Genomic DNA, 17,218 nt, shown 5'->3' with positions numbered 1-17,218 from the left:
CGAGTGAGGAACTGCTATGCCGACTGCCTTCCTGCCCACCCCCAAGCGCCGTCTCCTGACCGGATTGATCGGCAGCGGAATTCAAAAATCCCTGTCTCCTGCTCTCCATGAAGGAGAAGGTGACGCCCACGGCCTGCGCTGTCAGTACCGCCTGATGGACCTCCACGAACTCGCCATGACACCCGAAGATCTTCCAACTCTGCTGGAAGCCGCTCAGCTCGCGGGCTTTAATGGGGTGAACATTACCCATCCCTGCAAACAACGCGTCATCGAGTACCTGGATGCCCTGTCTCCAGAAGCCCAGGCGCTGGGCGCGGTGAATACAGTGGTGTTCGAGTCTGGAAAACGCACCGGGCACAATACAGACGGCTGGGGATTTGCGCAGGGTTTCCGGCACGGCCTGCCCACTGCCGACCTCACTCACGCCGTTCAACTTGGCGCCGGCGGCGCGGGAGCTGCAGTCGCACACGCCGCACTGAATCTGGGGATGCAGCGCCTGAGCCTGTTCGACCAGGACCATGACCGGGCGCAGGCCCTGGCACAGCGCCTGCAAGGCCAGTTTCCGGATCAGCAGATCGACGCCGGTCATCACCTTGAAACAACCATGCAGAGTGCCAGCGGCCTGATTCACGCCACCCCGACTGGCATGGCCGCGCACCCGGGCCTGCCTCTCCCCGCCGAATGGTTACGGCCGGACCATTGGGTCGCAGAAGTCGTGTACGTCCCACTGGAAACCGAACTGCTGCGTGCCGCCCGAGCGCAGGGCTGCGCCACCGTCCACGGGGGATTCATGGCCGTCTACCAGGCCGCCCGCGCCTTTGAGCTGTTCAGTGGCTGCGCGCCCGACCTGGGCCGGATGCTCGCTCACTTCGAGCAGTTGATTGCTGCGCCTCAGACCGAGTCCACCCACGCATGAGCCGCTTCCGGAAGTCCATCGCGACCGTCTCGCTGAGCGGCACGCTGCTCGAAAAGATGCAGGCAGCTGCGGCTGTCGGATTCGACGGAATCGAAATTTTTGAACACGACCTGCTGAATCACCCCGGCACGCCAGCAGAAGTGCGGCAGATCGCTGCCGACCTGAATCTGACCATTACCCTGTTCCAGCCTTTCCGTGATTTCGAAGCTATGCCAGAGGCCTACAGGCAGCGCAACCTGGACCGTGCTGAGCGCAAGTTCGACGTGATGTGCGAGCTGGGGGCCCCACAGATCCTGGTCTGCAGCAACGTTCAGGACATTGCGCTGAATGACCCCGCCCGCGCCGCCGCCGACCTGCACGCGATGGCTGAGCGGGCGCAGGCGCGTCAACTTCTGGTCGGCTACGAAGCGCTCGCATGGGGCCGCTACGTGAACCGCTGGCGGCAGGCGTGGGACATCGTGCAGCAGGCCGATCATCCGGCGCTTGGCCTCATTCTCGATTCCTTCCACACCCTGGCGGTTGGGGACACCCTCGACGGCCTGCATGAAACGGTGCCTTCGGACAAGATCTTCTTCGTGCAGCTGGCCGACAGCCCACGCAAGAGTATGGACGTGCTGTCCTGGAGCCGTCACTACCGGAACTTCCCAGGGCAGGGGGCGCTACCGGTACCGGAATTCATGCGTGAAGTGGTGCAGGCGGGATACCAGGGGCCCCTGTCGCTGGAGATCTTCAATGATGAGTTCCGGGCAGCGTCCGCTCACCTGATTGCTCACGACGGATTGCGGTCGCTGGTATGGGTCGAGGCCGAAGCAGGAGCGACTCAGCTGCCTGCCCCTCCAGAATTCCTCGGCTACGAATTTCTGGAATTTGCAGTGGATCCGAACAGTGCGCCTGCGCTGGAACGCCGGGTGAGTGCCCTTGGCTTTGAACGCCGGGGCGAGCACCGGTCCAAAGCAGTCACCCTCTATCAGCAGGGGAACATTCATCTGATCCTGAACAGCGAGCCCGACAGTCACGCTGCGGACTTCTTCCAGGTGCATGGGCCCTCAGTGTGCGCCATCTGTCTGCGGGTCGACGACGCAGCCCGCGCCATGCAGCGCGCCATGGCTCTGCTGTGTACCGCGTGGGAGGAGCGTATCGGTGAGGGAGAGTGCCGCCTGCCTGCCCTGCGCGCGCCGGACGGCATGCTGTTCTTTTTCGTCGATGATGAGCTGGCCGACCGGCTCTACCGTACCGACTTCCACCTCTCGCGTCCTCCCGGTCCGGGAATTGGGCTCCTTGAAGTCGACCATGTCGCGCAGGCCGTGCCGCCCGACCGACTCGGCAGCTTCATGCTTTTTTACCGTACGGTCTTTGGGCTCGAGCCCGAAACCATCCACGAAATCCCCGATCCGTACGGCCTGGTCAGCAGTCTGGCACTTGTCAGCCCCAGCCGCCGGGTGGCGTTTCCGGTCAACGTCTCGGAAAGCCGCCGCACCGGTACTGGCCGGTTCGTCAATGCCCTGTCAGGTGCCGGTGTTCATCACATCGCTTTTACCACCGCCGACCTTCAGCAGGCGGTGGTGGCCGTGGACGAGAAGGCCGGCGAACTGCTCGACATCCCCGAGAACTACTACGATGACCTTGACGCCCGCTTCCTGCTGCCCGGCGAGGAACTTGTTACCCTGCGGCGCCTGAACCTGCTGTATGACCAGGACTCCAGCGGAACCTTCCGGCAGGTCTACACCAACACCTTCGAAGACCGGTTTTTCTTTGAAGTGGTGCAGCGTGACGGGTATACGGGCTTCGGAGCCGCCAACGCTTCGGTGCGGATGAACGCGCTTGCCGCGCGGCAGGCGGCCAGGACGAACTGATCGCATCGCGGCGGACGGTACACCGCAGCGCACCTTTTGCTGTATAGAGGGGGAACCCCTATGAAGCACGAATCGCGCAGCGTTCAGTCCGTCGAAAACATAGGCCGGCTGCTGGAACTGTTCACGGTGGACAATCCCGAGATCGGGGTTACGCAGGCCGCCCAACGTCTGGGCATGTCGAAGAGCAGCGTGCATGCGCTGCTTACGGCCATGACACGTATTGGCCTGCTACACCGGTTCGTCACAGGCCGTTACCGCCTGGGCTTCCAGGTCATGGCCCTGAATACTGTGTTGATGTCGCACACCCCCTGGCGGCGTATTGCGCGCGAAGAGATGACGCACCTTGCCGAGGCACTCGGTGAGTCGGTGCATCTCGCAGCATTTGACGGTGGGCAGGCGATCTGCATTGACAAGGTTGAAGGAAACGCCCCACTGGTGAACACCCCCATCGGCGGCATCCTGCCCCCACACGCGACCGCCCTCGGGAAAATTATCCTGGCCCACCAACCCATCAGTGAAATTCAGCAGCTGTATGACAGCGGGCATCAGTGGCAATACACCCCGAACACCATTACCAGTCACGACGAGTTGCTGTCCGACCTGAAGCACACCCGCGAGCGGGGCTACGCGATATCCATTGAGGAGCGGGCCATGGGTCTGTGTAGTATTGCTGCTCCTATTCGTGATCCCAATGGAGAGGTGATCGCCGCCATGAGCGTCTCTCTCTCCACACGGCATTTCCAGCAGCGCAAAGCCAGTGTGATCACGCACCTGCAGGCGGCTACAGCATCTACTTCGCGGCGCATCGGGTATGACTCTACGCTGGACAACGAAGACGGCCTGTACTGGCACTCCATCAATGGCAAGGCCACATTACGGCGCACCCGGCTACGCAGGGAAGAAAAGCCCTGATCCGCCGTGCAGTGCTTTCTGTCGGAGAGTCCACTTAATGACAATGTCTCTGTGCGGACTGACGTGGAATCATTTGAGCCGGTCACGCTATGTCCCACAATGGCGAAGCAGATTAATAGTCAACGTAACGAGGGAAGAGTGGGTATGCAGGCTGAAGGCGGCGTGCATGTTCAACCGGGCATTCGGAGTGGAGAGGATCACCAGAATCTGGCAGAGTCTGGGGGTTGGCTTTGAGACGTGCAAGCAGCTGAAAGCCACTCGTGCAGGGGATGTTGAGGCTGAGCCTGATCTCTTGTGGAAGCCAGCTGGCCGCGAAGAAGGGTAGTGCAGCCTTTCTGCACATGCCTCTTAAACTCATGAAGCTTCGCGTTAAATAACTGACTTTCTGTCAAAACTCGGCCTGAAGGCATGTGATGCCTGCCAAGACAAGGGCGGCGAGTAGAGCAGCAGATCTTGCGGATGATCCAGTCAAAGTCGGGACACGGAAACCGTGTGGTATCCGTGTTTATACGCTTCACAAGCTGCTGGGAGCTACCACCCGGCCTGTTATGCAGGCCCAGATGAAGGCAACGGACACGCTTACCGGGACGGGCGACACCTCTTTCACCTGGCTCAAGCCCGTCTGGTCGATATAGACGCACGTCCAGACAGGAAGTTTGCCTGTTCCAATGGAGGCGGCTGCTTGCCTTGGCGATTGCTGTCAGCGGTAGCTATCCCTCTGCCTAACAAAAGAGGCGTGATGTTATACACCGCATTTGAGTGCCTGAATTTCAATGAGAATAACGTTTTAAATAAATTAGAATTCGTGAGAACCTAAATAAAACCAGAGCTCTGTAAGATCAGTGTCATTTACCAGAACTTAATGTGCATGAGGCGATGAACCCGATCAGGGTCCTTCCTACACCGAAAAAGGCAAACCCGTCGCGAGGCGGGGACGCAAAGCTCCCGGGACCCCTGAGGTCGGCCGAGCTACCGAAAGCAGGGAGACACTATGCATATTTCAATCAAAAAACCGCTTCATCTGACCATCCTGAACGCCACCCTGCTCCTCGCAGCCTGTGGATCTACGACACCAACCCCCGCAATGAATCAAAGCCCCGCGTCCGACATCACAGTGTCCGCGGAAGCCCTGACCACCAGAGTGCAGCCGGGCGTCGCGGCTGGTGGACGGACCCAGTACGACGCACAGGCAGACGGACAGCAGACGGTCGTCCTGCTCGGCAACAACCACGCCGCCACCTTCGCGGTTCCAGCCTCGGGCACCTTCACGGCCACCCTGCAGGCCCGGCAGACCGCCTTCCAGGGCAACGTGATGCTGAGCCTCCGAGTCAACGGCGCCGAAATCAAACGGGTCGAGGTCACGCCGCTGTCCTACGCTGCCGTCGCCCTGGGCAACCTGAACATAAAAGCCGGTGACGTGCTGAGCGCCGTGTTCATCAACGACCTGGGTGGCGCAACCGGCGACCGCAACGCCTACATCGACTACCTCACCCTGGCCCCTGTCACCACCACCGTCGCCCCAGCTCCAACGCCCACCCCAGAGCCAACGCCAGCTCCTGCTCCCAGCACCGCGAGCGGCGTCGATGTGAGGACCTTCGGGGCCAAAGGCGACGGCGCCACCGACGACACCGCCGCCCTTCAGAAAGCAGCGGCCAGCGGCAAGTCCCTGGTGTTTCCGGCCGGCACCTACCTGATCAGCAAGGCCGTGACGTTCAACGGCACCAGCAACATCACCGTCACCGGTCAGGGCGCCACCCTCAAGGCCAGAAGCGGCTTCTCCGGTACGGCCCTGGTGCACCTGGTCAATACGTCGGCCACCACCGTCCGTGGCTTCACCGTCATCGGTGCCGGCGAAGGGACCGGCTGGATTGACGGCATCCGCGTCAGTGGTGGAGCAGACGCCGTCGTGGACGGCAACACCATCAGCGCGCTGGGCGGCTGTGGTGTGGGAGTGGAGAACGCCACCCGCACGACCGTCAGCAACAACACGGTCTCGCAGGTGAAGTACCACGGCGTGGTGGGCATGTCTTCGACCCACCAGAAATGGCTGGGCAACCGCGTGACCGGCCACGGCGCGACCACGCTGACGGCGGGGATCGGGCTGCTGGGCCAGCTGGGCAGCGACTACCTGATCGAAGGCAACGTGTCCACCGGGTTCGGCAACACCGGCATGAAAACCGAAGGCACCTCCAACGTAACCTTCCGCGGCAACACGGTCGACGGCTTTGCCCGCGACGGCATCAAGATCATGCCGCTGCCCGAAAAAGGCGTGAATCAGGTCAGCAACGGCATCATCGAGAACAACACTGTGCGTGGCTTCTCCGGGGTGGATTCACACGGTTCGACCGCGTTGCAGCTCAGCAGCGTGATCGGCGGACGGGTGACGAACAACACCACCTACGGCACCTTCGGAGCGAGTTCCGGCGGGCAGCAGCCGCCTCACGGGTATGAGGACGCCATCCGTCTTCAGGCCCACGGGGGCGGTCCGGTGCCGCAGAATATTGCCATCAGCGGCAACAGGATCACCAACTCGTACGTGTCGCTGCGCCTGATGGGCACCAACAATACGGTGTCGAACAACACCTTCCAGGGCAGCGCGCGGCACAGCGTGATCTTCAACCGCAACGCCACCGGCAACCGGTTCACCGGCAACACCTTCAGTGGCTCGGGTTCGGCGGGGGTGATGTTCGACCTGTACGTGTCGGGAACGACCTTCAGCGGCAATACCTTCAGCGGCATGAACACGGGGATCTACGCGGCCAACAGTGGCAATAACAACAACACCTTCACCAGCAATACCTTTTCGTCGGTGAGCTCCGCTGTGATCCTTGCCGGAAGCAACAACATCTGCGACGGCAACACCGGTACCGGCGTCTCCATCTCCTGCCAGTAAGCGCTGGCTGATCAGCAACCGTCGTTCCCCAGGTGGGGAACGACGGTTGCTTTGCTCGGGACCGTGCCCGTCCTGCGCCGCTTCAGCCCCGCCCGACCAGCGACTCCCTTTCCAAGGCCTCAGGAGGACTTTGGGACGTAGCTCTGAGTGCTCAGTGCGCCGTACTGGTAATTCGGGCCTGTCACAGGTAGTCCTGCGTGACATCAGGAAACGCCTGCTCCGGTCACGCTACGTCCCACAAGGGTAAAGCAGATTATTGTTCAAAGAGAGCTGGACAGCGGACTAGTCCACTGTCCAGTTCAGATTGACGAATCGCCTTCCTCACCCTGCGTGAACACACTCTGGCTAAACGAACCAATTCCACATGAATCAGAACAGAACCATGGACTTCACGTGCTGACCTATTCGACAGAAAGCACTGGACAGCGGATTAGGAATTGTCTGCCAGGACCGGACCCGGCCTGCGAATGGCAACGCTGATGCCCGACACGGCGATGATCAGCATGCCGATCAGACTGACGGCGTCTGGCAGCTGCCCGAACACCATGAGGCCAATGACACCGGCCCAGAGGAGTTGCATGTATGTCAGGGGAGCAAGCTGTGAGGCCGGCGCGTCACGGAAGGCCAGCGTGAACAGGTAGTGTCCAAGCCCACCGCTGACGCCCAGGCTCAGCAGCAGCAGCGCCGTGAATAAACTCGGAGGTGGGCCGCCAAAGGTAAACGGCACGATCATGGTGAACACGACGGCCCCCGCCAGGGCAGAGTGATACAGCAGATTCACGGTTTTTTCCGTGTTGAGGACACGCGAGAGCAGCTGATAGGCCGCGTTGCACAGCGCGGCCAGCAACGCGAACAGTACTCCCAGGACGTCCAGTTGACCACCCGGCCGAATGATCAGCAGCACCCCGAGAAAGCCGCCGATAACGGCCAGCCAGCGTCCTGTAGACAGACGTTCGCCCAGCAGGGGGCCTGAGAGCAGGGCCACCAGCAACGGCGCAATAAAGACGATCGATGTGGCTTCTGCCAGTGGCAGCCGGGAGAGCGCGAGGCCCATAAACAAGGTCACGATGACCAGACACACCGAGCGTGCCGCCACCAGACCAGGCCGGGTGCTGGTCAGGTGAGTCCGGCGCGGCCGGGGCAGCAGCGCCATCATCAGCGTCAGCTGGGTACCGTAACGTACGGCAGCCACCAGGGGGACCGGGTAGTGGGCCGTAAGAACCTTGGTCGTGGCGTCCAACCAGGCAAACATCAGGAGGGCCCCGATGTAATACAGCACGCCGCGCACCGGCTGCGGACTGTCGGCAGGTGGGTTCAAGTCGTGGGCGACTTGGCGATCAGCGTGCACAGCCGCTGGAGGGCCAGAGCGTAGCCCTGCGTGCCACACCCGGCGATGACGCCGTCGGCCACGAGCGAGACATATGAATGGTGCCGGAACGCTTCACGCCGGTGAATGTTCGAGATATGCACTTCCATGATCGGAGGAGGGTAGGCACCCAGCGCGTCCATCAAGGCGACGGACGTATGCGTCAGTCCGCCGGGATTGATGATCAGCCCCGCGGTGGTCGTGCGGTGCTCGTGAATCCAGTCAATCAGCTGATACTCGGCGTTTGTCTGGCGCAGGTCCACGTGAACGCCGAGTGTCCTGCCCAGTTCGGTGCAGGTCCGCTGAACGTCACCGAGTGTTTCATGGCCGTACAGGTGGGGCTCGCGCACTCCAAGCAGGTTCAGGTTCGGACCGTTCAGAATCAGGACAGTTGGCATCGAATCGGCAGAATTTGAGGGTGACTGGGTCATGAACGTCCTCCGGGCGAGCCTGGCCGCAGGATAAGGCGCGGCATGTGCAGCCAACCTACCAGCCTCAGTGAAGCTGAGCTAGTTCGCTGTTCGCTTCTCGCGAACAGGTGGCTGGTGGCCTGCCCTCTGGATCACTACTGTGGACCCCATCAAGGTTTTCCGCCCAGCACCGCATTGAAGGTGCGCATGCCACTGCCCGCTCCGGGCCAGAGGACAACAAACATGTCTGACGCTCGCCCACCGCTGTCCAGTCCTTCCCCCTTCGTCATTGTGAACGGGGTCACCCTCCACCACCGGGTTCGCGGCCCGCTCAACGCCGGCCGCACCCTGGTGTTCCTCAATTCACTCGGCAGTGACCTGCGCATCTGGGACGCGGTGGCCGACAGTTTTTCCACTACCACGCGTACGGTGCAGTACGACAAACGCGGACACGGTCTCTCCGACGCGCCTCCTGCGCCCTATACGCTGCGCGACCATACCGAAGATTTGGCAGGCCTGCTGGACGCACTCGATATTCAGACGGCGGTGCTCATTGGCGTCTCTGTCGGCGGCATGATCGCCCAGGATTTCGCGGCCGCCTACCCGGACCGGGTGGATGGGCTGGTGCTGTGCGACACCGGAGCACGGATCGGAACGCAGGCCCTCTGGAACGAGCGCATCCAGGCGGCTGAGCAGAACGAGTTGTCCAGGATCGCCCCAGGCGCGTTCTCCCGGTGGTTCACTCCTGAATTTCTTACCGAGCGGCCCGCCGAAGCCCGGGGGTATTTCAATATGCTGCTGCGCACTTCTCCCGAAGGCTACGCCGGCACCTGCGCTGCCCTGCGGGACGCCGACCTGCGGGACCAGACCGCCAGACTCAGCGTTCCTGCCCTGACGTTGTGCGGGGAACATGACCAGTCGACCCCGCCGGAACTGAACCGGGAACTGGCTGAACTGCTAGGCGCGGAGCTGCACCTGATCGCGCATGCCGCTCACCTTCCCGGCACCGAACAGCCCTCTGCCGTCTGTGAGCACATCCGTACCTTTCTCTCCGGGCTGCCGGCCCCCCAGAGCCGCTACGACCAGGGCATGACCGTTCGCCGTCAGGTTCTGGGTGACGCGCATGTCGACCGCGCCAGCACGGCCATCACAAACCTTGACCGCGACTTCCAGACCTTCATCACCGAGTACGCCTGGGGCGGCCCCTGGTCGCGCGGGCATCTCGACACCCGCACCCGTCACCTGCTGACCCTGGCCGTGCTCACGGCCCTTCCCCGCGAGCACGAACTGGAAATGCACATCCAGGCCACCCGGAATACTGCTGTGACGGAGGACGATCTGCGCGAGGTGTTCATGCACGTTGCCGTGTACGCCGGCGTGCCTGTTGCCAACCGTGCCTTCCAGATCGCCAAACGCGTCCTCGACGAAAGGAACCGTTCATGACCGACCCACAGCACCGGCCCAGCGCCCATCCGCCACATCTGTATCCGCCGTACACCAGCAGCATCAAACGCGCGCCGCACGAGCTCCTGATTCCGCTTCCCGCCGCGCTGCGCGATCACCGGGGCCCGGTGTTCGGCACAGACCGGATCCGTCCCGACGATCACGACACCACCCGCAACGCCCGCATGAACGGTGAACCGCTTGGGGAGCGCATCATCGTCCGGGGGCGGTTGCTGGACAGCGCAGGACGTCCCGTTCGCGGCGCCCTGATCGAGACCTGGCAGGCAAACGCCGCCGGACGCTACATACACAAGCAAGATCAGCATGCGGCACCACTGGACCCGAACTTTACGGGCACCGGCCGGATGCTCACCGATGAGCACGGCGAGTACGAACTGATTTCCATCCGGCCCGGCGCGTACCCATGGCGCAATCACCACAACGCCTGGCGGCCCGCGCACATTCACTTCAGCGTATTCGGGACCAATTTCACCCAGCGTCTGGTCTCCCAGATGTACTTCCCCGGCGATCCCCTCCTCGCGTACGACCCGATCTACCAGGGCATTCCGGATGAAAAGGGCCGGCAACGGCTGATCAGCCGCTTTGATCTGAACATCACGCGGCCTGAGTGGGCGCTCGGGTACCGCTTCGACATCGTGCTGGGCGGCGAGGCCCAGACGCCATTCGAGGAGCCTGATCATGAGCACTGAGCGTCACTTACCGCTGACTCCTGAAGGTTCCAACATCCCGGCCCGCCTCTTCGGCCCATCACCGAGCCAGACGGTCGGGCCTTACTTTCACCAGGGCCTTCTTTACGGGCAGGATCTGCCTGAAGCGCAGGAGAACATTCTGGTGGCTCCACATGACGACCTGCCGGGCGAACACATCACGGTGACCGGCCGGGTTCTGGACGCTGACGGGCTGCCGGTTCCAGACGCCCTGGTAGAAATCTGGCAGGCCGGTCCGCAGGGACAAACCGGAGGTCATCACGCATTTTCCGGCTTTGGCCGCAGTGACACCCGGCGTGACGGCGGCTACTGGCTGTTCCGTACTGTCAAACCAGGTCTGGTATCTACCCCGCACGGCACCCTCGCCCCTCACCTTCAGATCTGGCTGGGCATGCGCGGGCTCCTGACCCACCTCTCGACCCGTATTTATTTCAGTGACGAGGACAACACCACAGATCCGGTGCTTGCCCTGGTTCCGCCAGACCGGCGCCCGACCCTAATCGCCCAGCGGGAAGTCACGCCAGCCGGTCCGGTCTACCGCCTCGACTTCCAGTTGCAGGGACCGCAGGAGACGGTGTTTTTCGATGCGTACTGATCTGGGGTTCTTGATTCATGGGCGGTACGCATGAGCTTTACTCCTCTGGACTCCTCACTGTACGGGTCACTGTTCACGTCGCCTGCCATGCGCCAGGTGTTCAGTGATCAGCAGCACCTGCAGCGTCTGGTGGACGTGGAAGTCGCGCTGGCACAGGCGCAGGCCACGCTGGGCCTTATTCCACCCGGGGCGGCCCAGGACATTGAGGCTGCTGGCCGGACCTTCCAGCCGGACCTTCCACGACTACAAGAAGGCCTCGCCAACGACGGGTTCCCCATTATCGCGCTGCTGGCTCAGCTGCGGGAACATCTGCCGGAGGACGCGGCCGGTGCGCTGCACTTCGGAGCCACCACCCAGGACATCCTGGACACCGCACTTGTGCTGCAGCTGCGGGAGGCCCTCAACCTGATGGATGCGTCCCTGCACCTGCTGGTGCAGTTGCTGGCGCACCTCGCCGACCAGCACCGGCGCACCCTGATGGCCGGACGAACCCACTCGCAGCAGGCCCTCCCGATCAGCTTCGGCCTGAAAGTGACCGGCTGGCTCGCGCCGCTGCTCCGGCACCAGGCGCGGCTTGGCGAACTGCGACCTCGCCTGCTTGTCGTTCAGTTCGGCGGCGCCGCAGGAACCCTCGCCGCCCTGGACCAGCAGGGCCCGGCCGTGGCCGCTGAACTGGCGCGGATCCTGCGGCTTGAAGAACCTCTGATGCCCTGGCACACCCAGCGTGACACGCTGGCGGAACTGGGCTCCTGGCTGTCGCTCGTCACCGGCAGTCTCGGAAAAATGGCGCAGGACATCATCCTGATGGCTCAGAGTGAAGTGGCGGAAGTGCGCGAATCCAGCGACCCGGCCCGGGGCGGTTCCAGCACCATGCCGCAGAAAAGTAACCCTATTCAAAGCGAGCTGATCGTCGCGGCCGCCCGGGCAAACGCCACGCTGCTGACCGGACTGCACCAGGCCCTCGTTCAGGAACACGAGCGCGCTACCCACGGCTGGCAACTGGAGTGGTTGACCCTGCCACAAATGCTGGGTCTCACAGCCGGAGCGCTGGACCGGGCCGTCGTGCTGGCTCAGGAACTCGAGATTGACGCTGCGCGCATGCGCGAGAACGTCGCGACCTCACAGGGACTGATGATGGCCGAAGCGTACGTGTTTGCCCTGACTCCTCTGCTGGGCCGGAAAGCCGCCAAAGACCTCGTGCGTGACGCGGTTGCCGTCACCCTGGCGGGGGGCGGAGCCCTGGGCGATAGTCTCCAGACACTCACCGACGCGCCCATCGACTGGAACGCCTTGCGTGAAGACCAGTATCTCGGCGCCAATGACGCCCTGATTGACCGGGTGCTGCATCAGGTCGACCAGCCTGCAAGGAGTCACAGATGAACCCGCCGCATTCCTCCACCTCAGTTCAGCAGTTGCACGACCGCGACGTGGTGATTGTGTCTGCCGTCCGCTCACCCATCGGCGCCCTGCGGGGTGCCCTGGGTACCGTCCGCCCGGACGACCTGGCGGCTATGGTCATTCGTGAGGCTGTCTCCCGGGCGGGCGCCGCGCCTGACCAGATCGAGGAGGTCATCCTGGGCTGCGCGAACCAGGCGGGCGAGGACAACCGCAACGTCGCCCGCATGGCCGCCCTACTGGCAGGATTTCCGCACGAGGTTGCCGGCCTGACGGTCAACCGCCTGTGCGCCTCCGGACTCAGTGCCATCAACACCGCCGCGCGGGCCATCCGCAATGGTGACGGGGACGTGTACGTTGCCGGTGGAGTGGAAAGCATGACCCGCGCGCCTCTTTCTATGCCCAAAGGCGCCCAGCCCTTCGCCAATGGCAATGTCACCGCGTATGACACCACCCTCGGGTGGCGTTACCCCAATCCAGCCATGGAAGCCCTGTTTCCCCTGGAGGCGATGGGCGAGACCGCTGAGAACATCGTGGACCGCAGCCGGGCAGGTGAGATCGTGGGAGGAGAGATTACCCGGGAGCACCAGGACGCCTACGCGCTGGAAAGCCAGCGGCGGGCCGTCACAGCCCTGAACGCAGGTGTTTACAGAGAAGAAATTATGGCCATTGAGGTCAAGGGCCGGCGGGGGACCACGCTGTTCGACACGGACGAGCACCCCCGCTATACGCGGGAAGGAAACAGCTTCGCACTGGCCACCAGCATGGACACCCTGGCTGGCCTCCGGCCCGCGTTCCGGAAGAACGGCACCGTGACAGCAGGCAACGCCAGCGGTCTGAATGACGGAGCGGCGGCCGTGGTGCTGATGAGCGCGGGGCACGCGCGCAAGCTCGGCCTGAAGCCCCTGGCCCGCTGGGTGGGGGCAGCCTCCGCCGGGGTCGACCCGCGGGTCATGGGCCTTGGACCTGTGCCCGCCACGCGCAAGCTGATGGACCGGCTGGGCATGACCCTGGCGGAAGTGGATCTGGTCGAGATCAACGAGGCCTTTGCCGCCCAGGCGATTGCCTGCATGCGCGAACTGAGCGTCCCGCACGACCGGCTGAATGTTCACGGGGGTGCGATCGCCCTGGGACACCCGCTGGGCATGAGCGGCGCCCGGCTCGTGACCACACTGACACACGAGCTCCACCGGCGCTCTGCCCGGTACGGCGTGGTTGCCCTGTGCGTCGGCGTGGGTCAGGGCGAAGCGGCCCTGATTGAGCGGGTGGAAGCATGAAGCGCCTTCCGATCATCTCGCTGGACGAGGCCGCGCGGCTGGTGAAGTCTGGAGATACCCTGCTGGTCGGCGGGTTCGGGATGACCGGCAACCCTGTGCACCTGGTTCACGCCCTAGCCGAAACAGAGACACGGGACCTGACTTTCGTCGGCAACAACGTGGGAGAAGCAGGGCTCAGCGGTGGACGCCTGCTGCGCAATGGGCAGCTCAGAAAGGCCATCGGCTCGTTCTTTACCAGCAACCGGGAAGCCGTCGCGGCTGCGCAGAGCGGCACTCTGGAGGTCCAGCTGATCCCGCAGGGTACCCTGGCTGAAGCACTCCGGGCAGGCGGCGCGGGCATTGGTGGCTTTTACACGCCGACAGCCGCAGGCACTGTCATCGCTTCTGATGCAGACACCCGCGTTCTGAACGGCCGGGAGATGGTCTTTGTTCCGGCCATCCGGGGTGACGTGGCGTTTATCCGTGCGTGGCGGGCCGACCGGGCCGGGAATCTGCAGTACCGCCTGACCGAGCAGAACTTTAACCGCGCTATGGCCACCGCCGCCGACCTGGTGATTGCCGAGGTCGAGGAGATCGTTGAGGTCGGCGAGCTTGACCCGGAGCACGTGCACACCCCCGGGTTGTACGTAGATTACCTTGTCCAGGCTCACCTGACCCTGGAGGACCTGGGCAGCAGTGCCGACGTCAAGGGCGGCGCAAAAAGGACCGATGAGACGCGGATGCACATGGCCCGCCGCGCATTGCGGGAACTGCATCCCGGAGATGTGGTGAATCTGGGCATCGGCATTCCGACGCTGGTAGCCGACCTGATCACGCCCGAACACGGGGTTAATCTCCATACAGAGAACGGCATGCTGGGCGTGGGTCCTGCTCCCGAGGACGGCGGCGCCATGCATTACCCCGTCAATGCCGGAAAAATCCCAGTGACGGCGCTGCCTGGAGCAAGTTACTTCGACTCTGCCGAGTCTTTTGGCATGATCCGCGGGGGCCATGTGGATGTGGCGGTCATGGGGGGCCTGCAGGTGGACGAGGCAGGAAACCTGGCCAACTGGGCGGTACCGGGCAAGCCCCTGCTGGGCGTAGGCGGGGCCATGGATCTGGCCAGCGGAGCTCGCAAGCTCATTGTCACCATGACGCACACCGATCCGGACGGGACACCAAAAATCGTGAGCACCTGCAGCTTGCCATTGACCTCTAGAGGGAATGTCAGCATGGTGATCACGGACAAAGCTGTCTTCGAATTTCCGGATGGCCGGCTCACGCTGACGGAATTGATGCCAGGGGCCACACTGGATGAAATCCGTGCAAGCACCGGCGCGCAGTTTGCCGAACAGCTCACCCCACGTCAGAACAGCTGACACGCCCTTCAGTACATGACGAACGTCGCCCGGGGAGGGGGCAGGGTCATGTCGCCCGCTTCATCAGGCCTGGCCTCCGTGATGAATGGTAAAGGCAGTTCGACAGGTCAATCGGCTCCCCAAATGTATGAGCCCCGGCGCCCGGAATGCCGGGGCTCAGCGAGTGACTTACCGTGCTGGTGGGGGGTCAAGTGTGACGGTCAAGCGCTGTGACTGGTTGTTGCGCAGCACTTCAAGCGTCACTGTGGACCCAGCTGCCTTTGTCGCGAGTGTCTGGCGGAACTCGTCGAAGCGTCGAACCGGTTGACCATCCATAGACACAATCACGTCACCACCTACCCGAACCGTTTCGTTCCCAACGCGTTGCTGATGGTGGCCTGCTCGCACGCCTGCGCGGTCAGCTGGGCTTCCAGGCGTCACGTCCTGAACCAGTAGCCCGCTGGCAGGCCACTTCATGGCGTGCTTCTGATCAGCCGGGAGTTGCGCGAGATCCACGACCCGTACGCCAAGCCGGGCCGGTGGTTCGGCAGGCTGGACCGGGCCCGATGTTGACGGTCTGCCGGCGCGGAGGTCCGCCAGGACGGACGTGGCCGAATTGATGGGAACGGCTGCCCCTTGTACGCCAGCGTTGAACGGGAGATCCAGCCGCGGACCGAAACGCCCACTGACCAGTCCCACCACTTCACCGGCAGAGTTGATCAAAGGGCCACCACGGGCCATAGCATTCAGGGCCGTATCCAGGGTCAGTTCGTCCCGAGCTGCGGCGCTGCGAACCGTAACTTCCTGTGCGGTAAATCCACCGGATGGACTCAGGCCAACGGCAATCAGCCGTTGCCCCTGAGTGAGCCGGTCACTGTTGCCAAGAGGAGCTGCACGGAGTGGAGCCGCCGGACGGCGTTCCAGACGCAGAAGCGCCAGATCGCGCTCTGGATTGATGCCAACGACTCTGGCCGGTACGGAACCGCCACCTCGGGCAGTCACGGTCACCGTGGCATTGCCCTGCACCAGTCGGGCGCTGGTCAGAATTTCCTGTTCACTGATCAGGACTCCGGTCCCAGAGCCAAGCCAGGGCAGCAGGGTTCCGGGAAAAGGACTCCATCCCCGTGAACTTGGCCCAGCAGGGCCGGGAGGCTGCACGGTGGAAATACTGACCACAGAGTTCAGTATCCGGTTGAGACTATTGACGGCGGGCGCAGCAGTCGTGGCTGGAGCCTGGGCAACGACAGGGCTGGGCTGCGCACTGACCGGCCCCAGCACGAGTGAGGACAGCAGAAGAGGGAGAATCAGGCGAGTCATCACAATCACCCTAAAACTGGCCCTCAGTCGTGGGCGATGGAGTCACCGGCGCGCTTGATTTCAATCCTCCGTGTGCGGGCCTCCGGAGCCTTGGGCAGGTACAGGTGCAGGAGGCCGCTTTCCAGGGTGGCGTCGACTTCGTCGCTGGCAACCTTCACGGGAAGCGTCAGGCGGTACAGGAATTCGCCGTCTGGGAGAGCCTTATACCAGTACCGCGTGCCCTGATCCTGGTGTTCGGTGTAGTGTCCCCGGATAGTGACAGTCAGGCCTTCGACCTGAACATCAAGGTCCTCGGGTTTCACTCCGGGCAACGCAAGATCAACCACCACATGCGTCGGGGTTTCGTACATGTCCAGGAGCAGGCGGTTTGAACCGGTCGACGATTGACCTGGACCTTTATTAAAGAGGTCCATGGTGGGCCAGAGGGAGCCGGTGACAGGCATGACGTCTGGGCTCCAGGGTGTCAGGCTGTTGCTTCGAGTTGATGCAGTTGTCATGATTCACCTCCAGGTTTTCTGCCTGTGGGACACAATATTTACCTGATGTCCCACAACTCACCCATATAAAACATGCGTCTGGATTTGTCAAGATACTCGCGCCTGATCCAGCCGACTGTAGTGCGTGACATCAGGTGCCGACACGAGCTCTCTGTACCCCCATGGAGCAGATGCTCCGTACCCAGCCTGCCGGGCTGGAACCACGCTCTCCCAGGCTCATCCGGCAACATCATGCTCTCCACGCCAGGCTGCGCCAACACAAGACTGGCTGCATGTAAG

14 protein-coding genes and 1 riboswitch are annotated in these 17,218 nt (G+C 62.8%); of the genes, 10 read left to right on the top strand and 4 right to left on the bottom strand.

Going from position 1 to position 17,218, the window contains the following annotated elements; translation table 11 throughout:
- Positions 1-16: 16 nt before the first annotated feature.
- From DEIDE_RS14395 to DEIDE_RS14380, 4 genes are all read left to right on the top strand, one after another.
- Positions 17-916, top strand: a complete 900-nt coding sequence (locus DEIDE_RS14395; RefSeq protein WP_012694706.1) for a shikimate dehydrogenase — start codon at positions 17-19, stop codon at positions 914-916.
- Positions 913-2,769 carry a bifunctional sugar phosphate isomerase/epimerase/4-hydroxyphenylpyruvate dioxygenase family protein gene (locus DEIDE_RS14390; protein ID WP_012694705.1) on the top strand — a complete coding sequence of 619 codons (1,857 nt, stop codon included), beginning with the start codon at positions 913-915 and terminating at the stop codon, positions 2,767-2,769. Before DEIDE_RS14395 ends, DEIDE_RS14390 begins: the two co-directional genes overlap by 4 nt.
- Before the next feature lie 60 nt (positions 2,770-2,829).
- A complete protein-coding gene (locus tag DEIDE_RS14385) occupies positions 2,830-3,681 on the top strand; it encodes an IclR family transcriptional regulator (protein WP_012694704.1) in 852 nt (283 codons plus the stop codon).
- A gap of 901 nt (positions 3,682-4,582) precedes the next feature.
- Positions 4,583-4,658, top strand: a riboswitch (cyclic di-GMP riboswitch).
- Between the two features lie 14 nt (positions 4,659-4,672).
- Positions 4,673-6,574, top strand: coding sequence for a right-handed parallel beta-helix repeat-containing protein (locus DEIDE_RS14380; protein WP_012694703.1), 1,902 nt, complete (start codon positions 4,673-4,675; stop codon positions 6,572-6,574).
- 430 nt (positions 6,575-7,004) lie between these two features.
- Here DEIDE_RS14380 and DEIDE_RS14375 read toward each other — a convergent pair whose 3' ends face one another.
- On the bottom strand, positions 7,005-7,892 hold the full coding sequence (locus DEIDE_RS14375) for a DMT family transporter (protein WP_012694702.1): 888 nt from the start codon (positions 7,890-7,892) through the stop codon (positions 7,005-7,007).
- The gene (aroQ, locus tag DEIDE_RS14370) at positions 7,889-8,371 is read right to left on the bottom strand and encodes a type II 3-dehydroquinate dehydratase (RefSeq protein WP_012694701.1); all 483 of its coding nucleotides are present in this window, start codon (positions 8,369-8,371) and stop codon (positions 7,889-7,891) included. The genes DEIDE_RS14375 and aroQ overlap by 4 nt, the downstream gene beginning before the upstream one ends.
- Before the next feature lie 222 nt (positions 8,372-8,593).
- Here aroQ and pcaDC point away from each other — a divergent pair, with 222 nt between their 5' ends.
- The 6 genes from pcaDC to DEIDE_RS18705 are packed head-to-tail and all read left to right on the top strand — an operon-like array spanning position 8,594 to position 15,146.
- Complete coding sequence (gene pcaDC, locus DEIDE_RS14365; RefSeq protein ID WP_012694700.1) at positions 8,594-9,793, top strand: bifunctional 3-oxoadipate enol-lactonase/4-carboxymuconolactone decarboxylase PcaDC; 1,200 nt, start codon at positions 8,594-8,596, stop codon at positions 9,791-9,793.
- Entirely contained in the window at positions 9,790-10,503 is a 714-nt protein-coding gene (gene pcaH, locus DEIDE_RS14360; RefSeq protein WP_012694699.1) for a protocatechuate 3,4-dioxygenase subunit beta, read from the top strand. Before pcaDC ends, pcaH begins: the two co-directional genes overlap by 4 nt.
- A complete protein-coding gene (pcaG, locus tag DEIDE_RS14355; protein ID WP_012694698.1) occupies positions 10,493-11,116 on the top strand; it encodes a protocatechuate 3,4-dioxygenase subunit alpha in 624 nt (207 codons plus the stop codon). The genes pcaH and pcaG overlap by 11 nt, the downstream gene beginning before the upstream one ends.
- A gap of 30 nt (positions 11,117-11,146) precedes the next feature.
- Entirely contained in the window at positions 11,147-12,496 is a 1,350-nt protein-coding gene (gene pcaB / locus DEIDE_RS14350) for a 3-carboxy-cis,cis-muconate cycloisomerase (protein ID WP_012694697.1), read from the top strand.
- Positions 12,493-13,788, top strand: a complete 1,296-nt coding sequence (locus DEIDE_RS14345) for a thiolase family protein (RefSeq protein ID WP_012694696.1) — start codon at positions 12,493-12,495, stop codon at positions 13,786-13,788. Before pcaB ends, DEIDE_RS14345 begins: the two co-directional genes overlap by 4 nt.
- Positions 13,785-15,146: a 3-oxoacid CoA-transferase gene (locus DEIDE_RS18705; RefSeq protein ID WP_012694695.1), complete on the top strand. Its 1,362-nt coding sequence runs from the start codon at positions 13,785-13,787 to the stop codon at positions 15,144-15,146. The genes DEIDE_RS14345 and DEIDE_RS18705 overlap by 4 nt, the downstream gene beginning before the upstream one ends.
- 168 nt (positions 15,147-15,314) lie before the next feature.
- Here DEIDE_RS18705 and DEIDE_RS14335 read toward each other — a convergent pair whose 3' ends face one another.
- Together DEIDE_RS14335 and DEIDE_RS14330 are read right to left on the bottom strand one after the other, a co-directional pair.
- Complete coding sequence (locus DEIDE_RS14335) at positions 15,315-16,442, bottom strand: S1C family serine protease (RefSeq protein WP_162485664.1); 1,128 nt, start codon at positions 16,440-16,442, stop codon at positions 15,315-15,317.
- 23 nt (positions 16,443-16,465) lie between these two features.
- Positions 16,466-16,792 carry an Hsp20/alpha crystallin family protein gene (locus DEIDE_RS14330; protein WP_242402994.1) on the bottom strand — a complete coding sequence of 109 codons (327 nt, stop codon included), beginning with the start codon at positions 16,790-16,792 and terminating at the stop codon, positions 16,466-16,468.
- Positions 16,793-17,218 lie beyond the last annotated feature (426 nt).

Origin of the sequence: Deinococcus deserti VCD115 (genome assembly GCF_000020685.1) — a bacterium.
Lineage (GTDB): Bacteria > Deinococcota > Deinococci > Deinococcales > Deinococcaceae > Deinococcus > Deinococcus deserti.
This window is presented reverse-complemented; position numbering and strand designations above follow the sequence as displayed.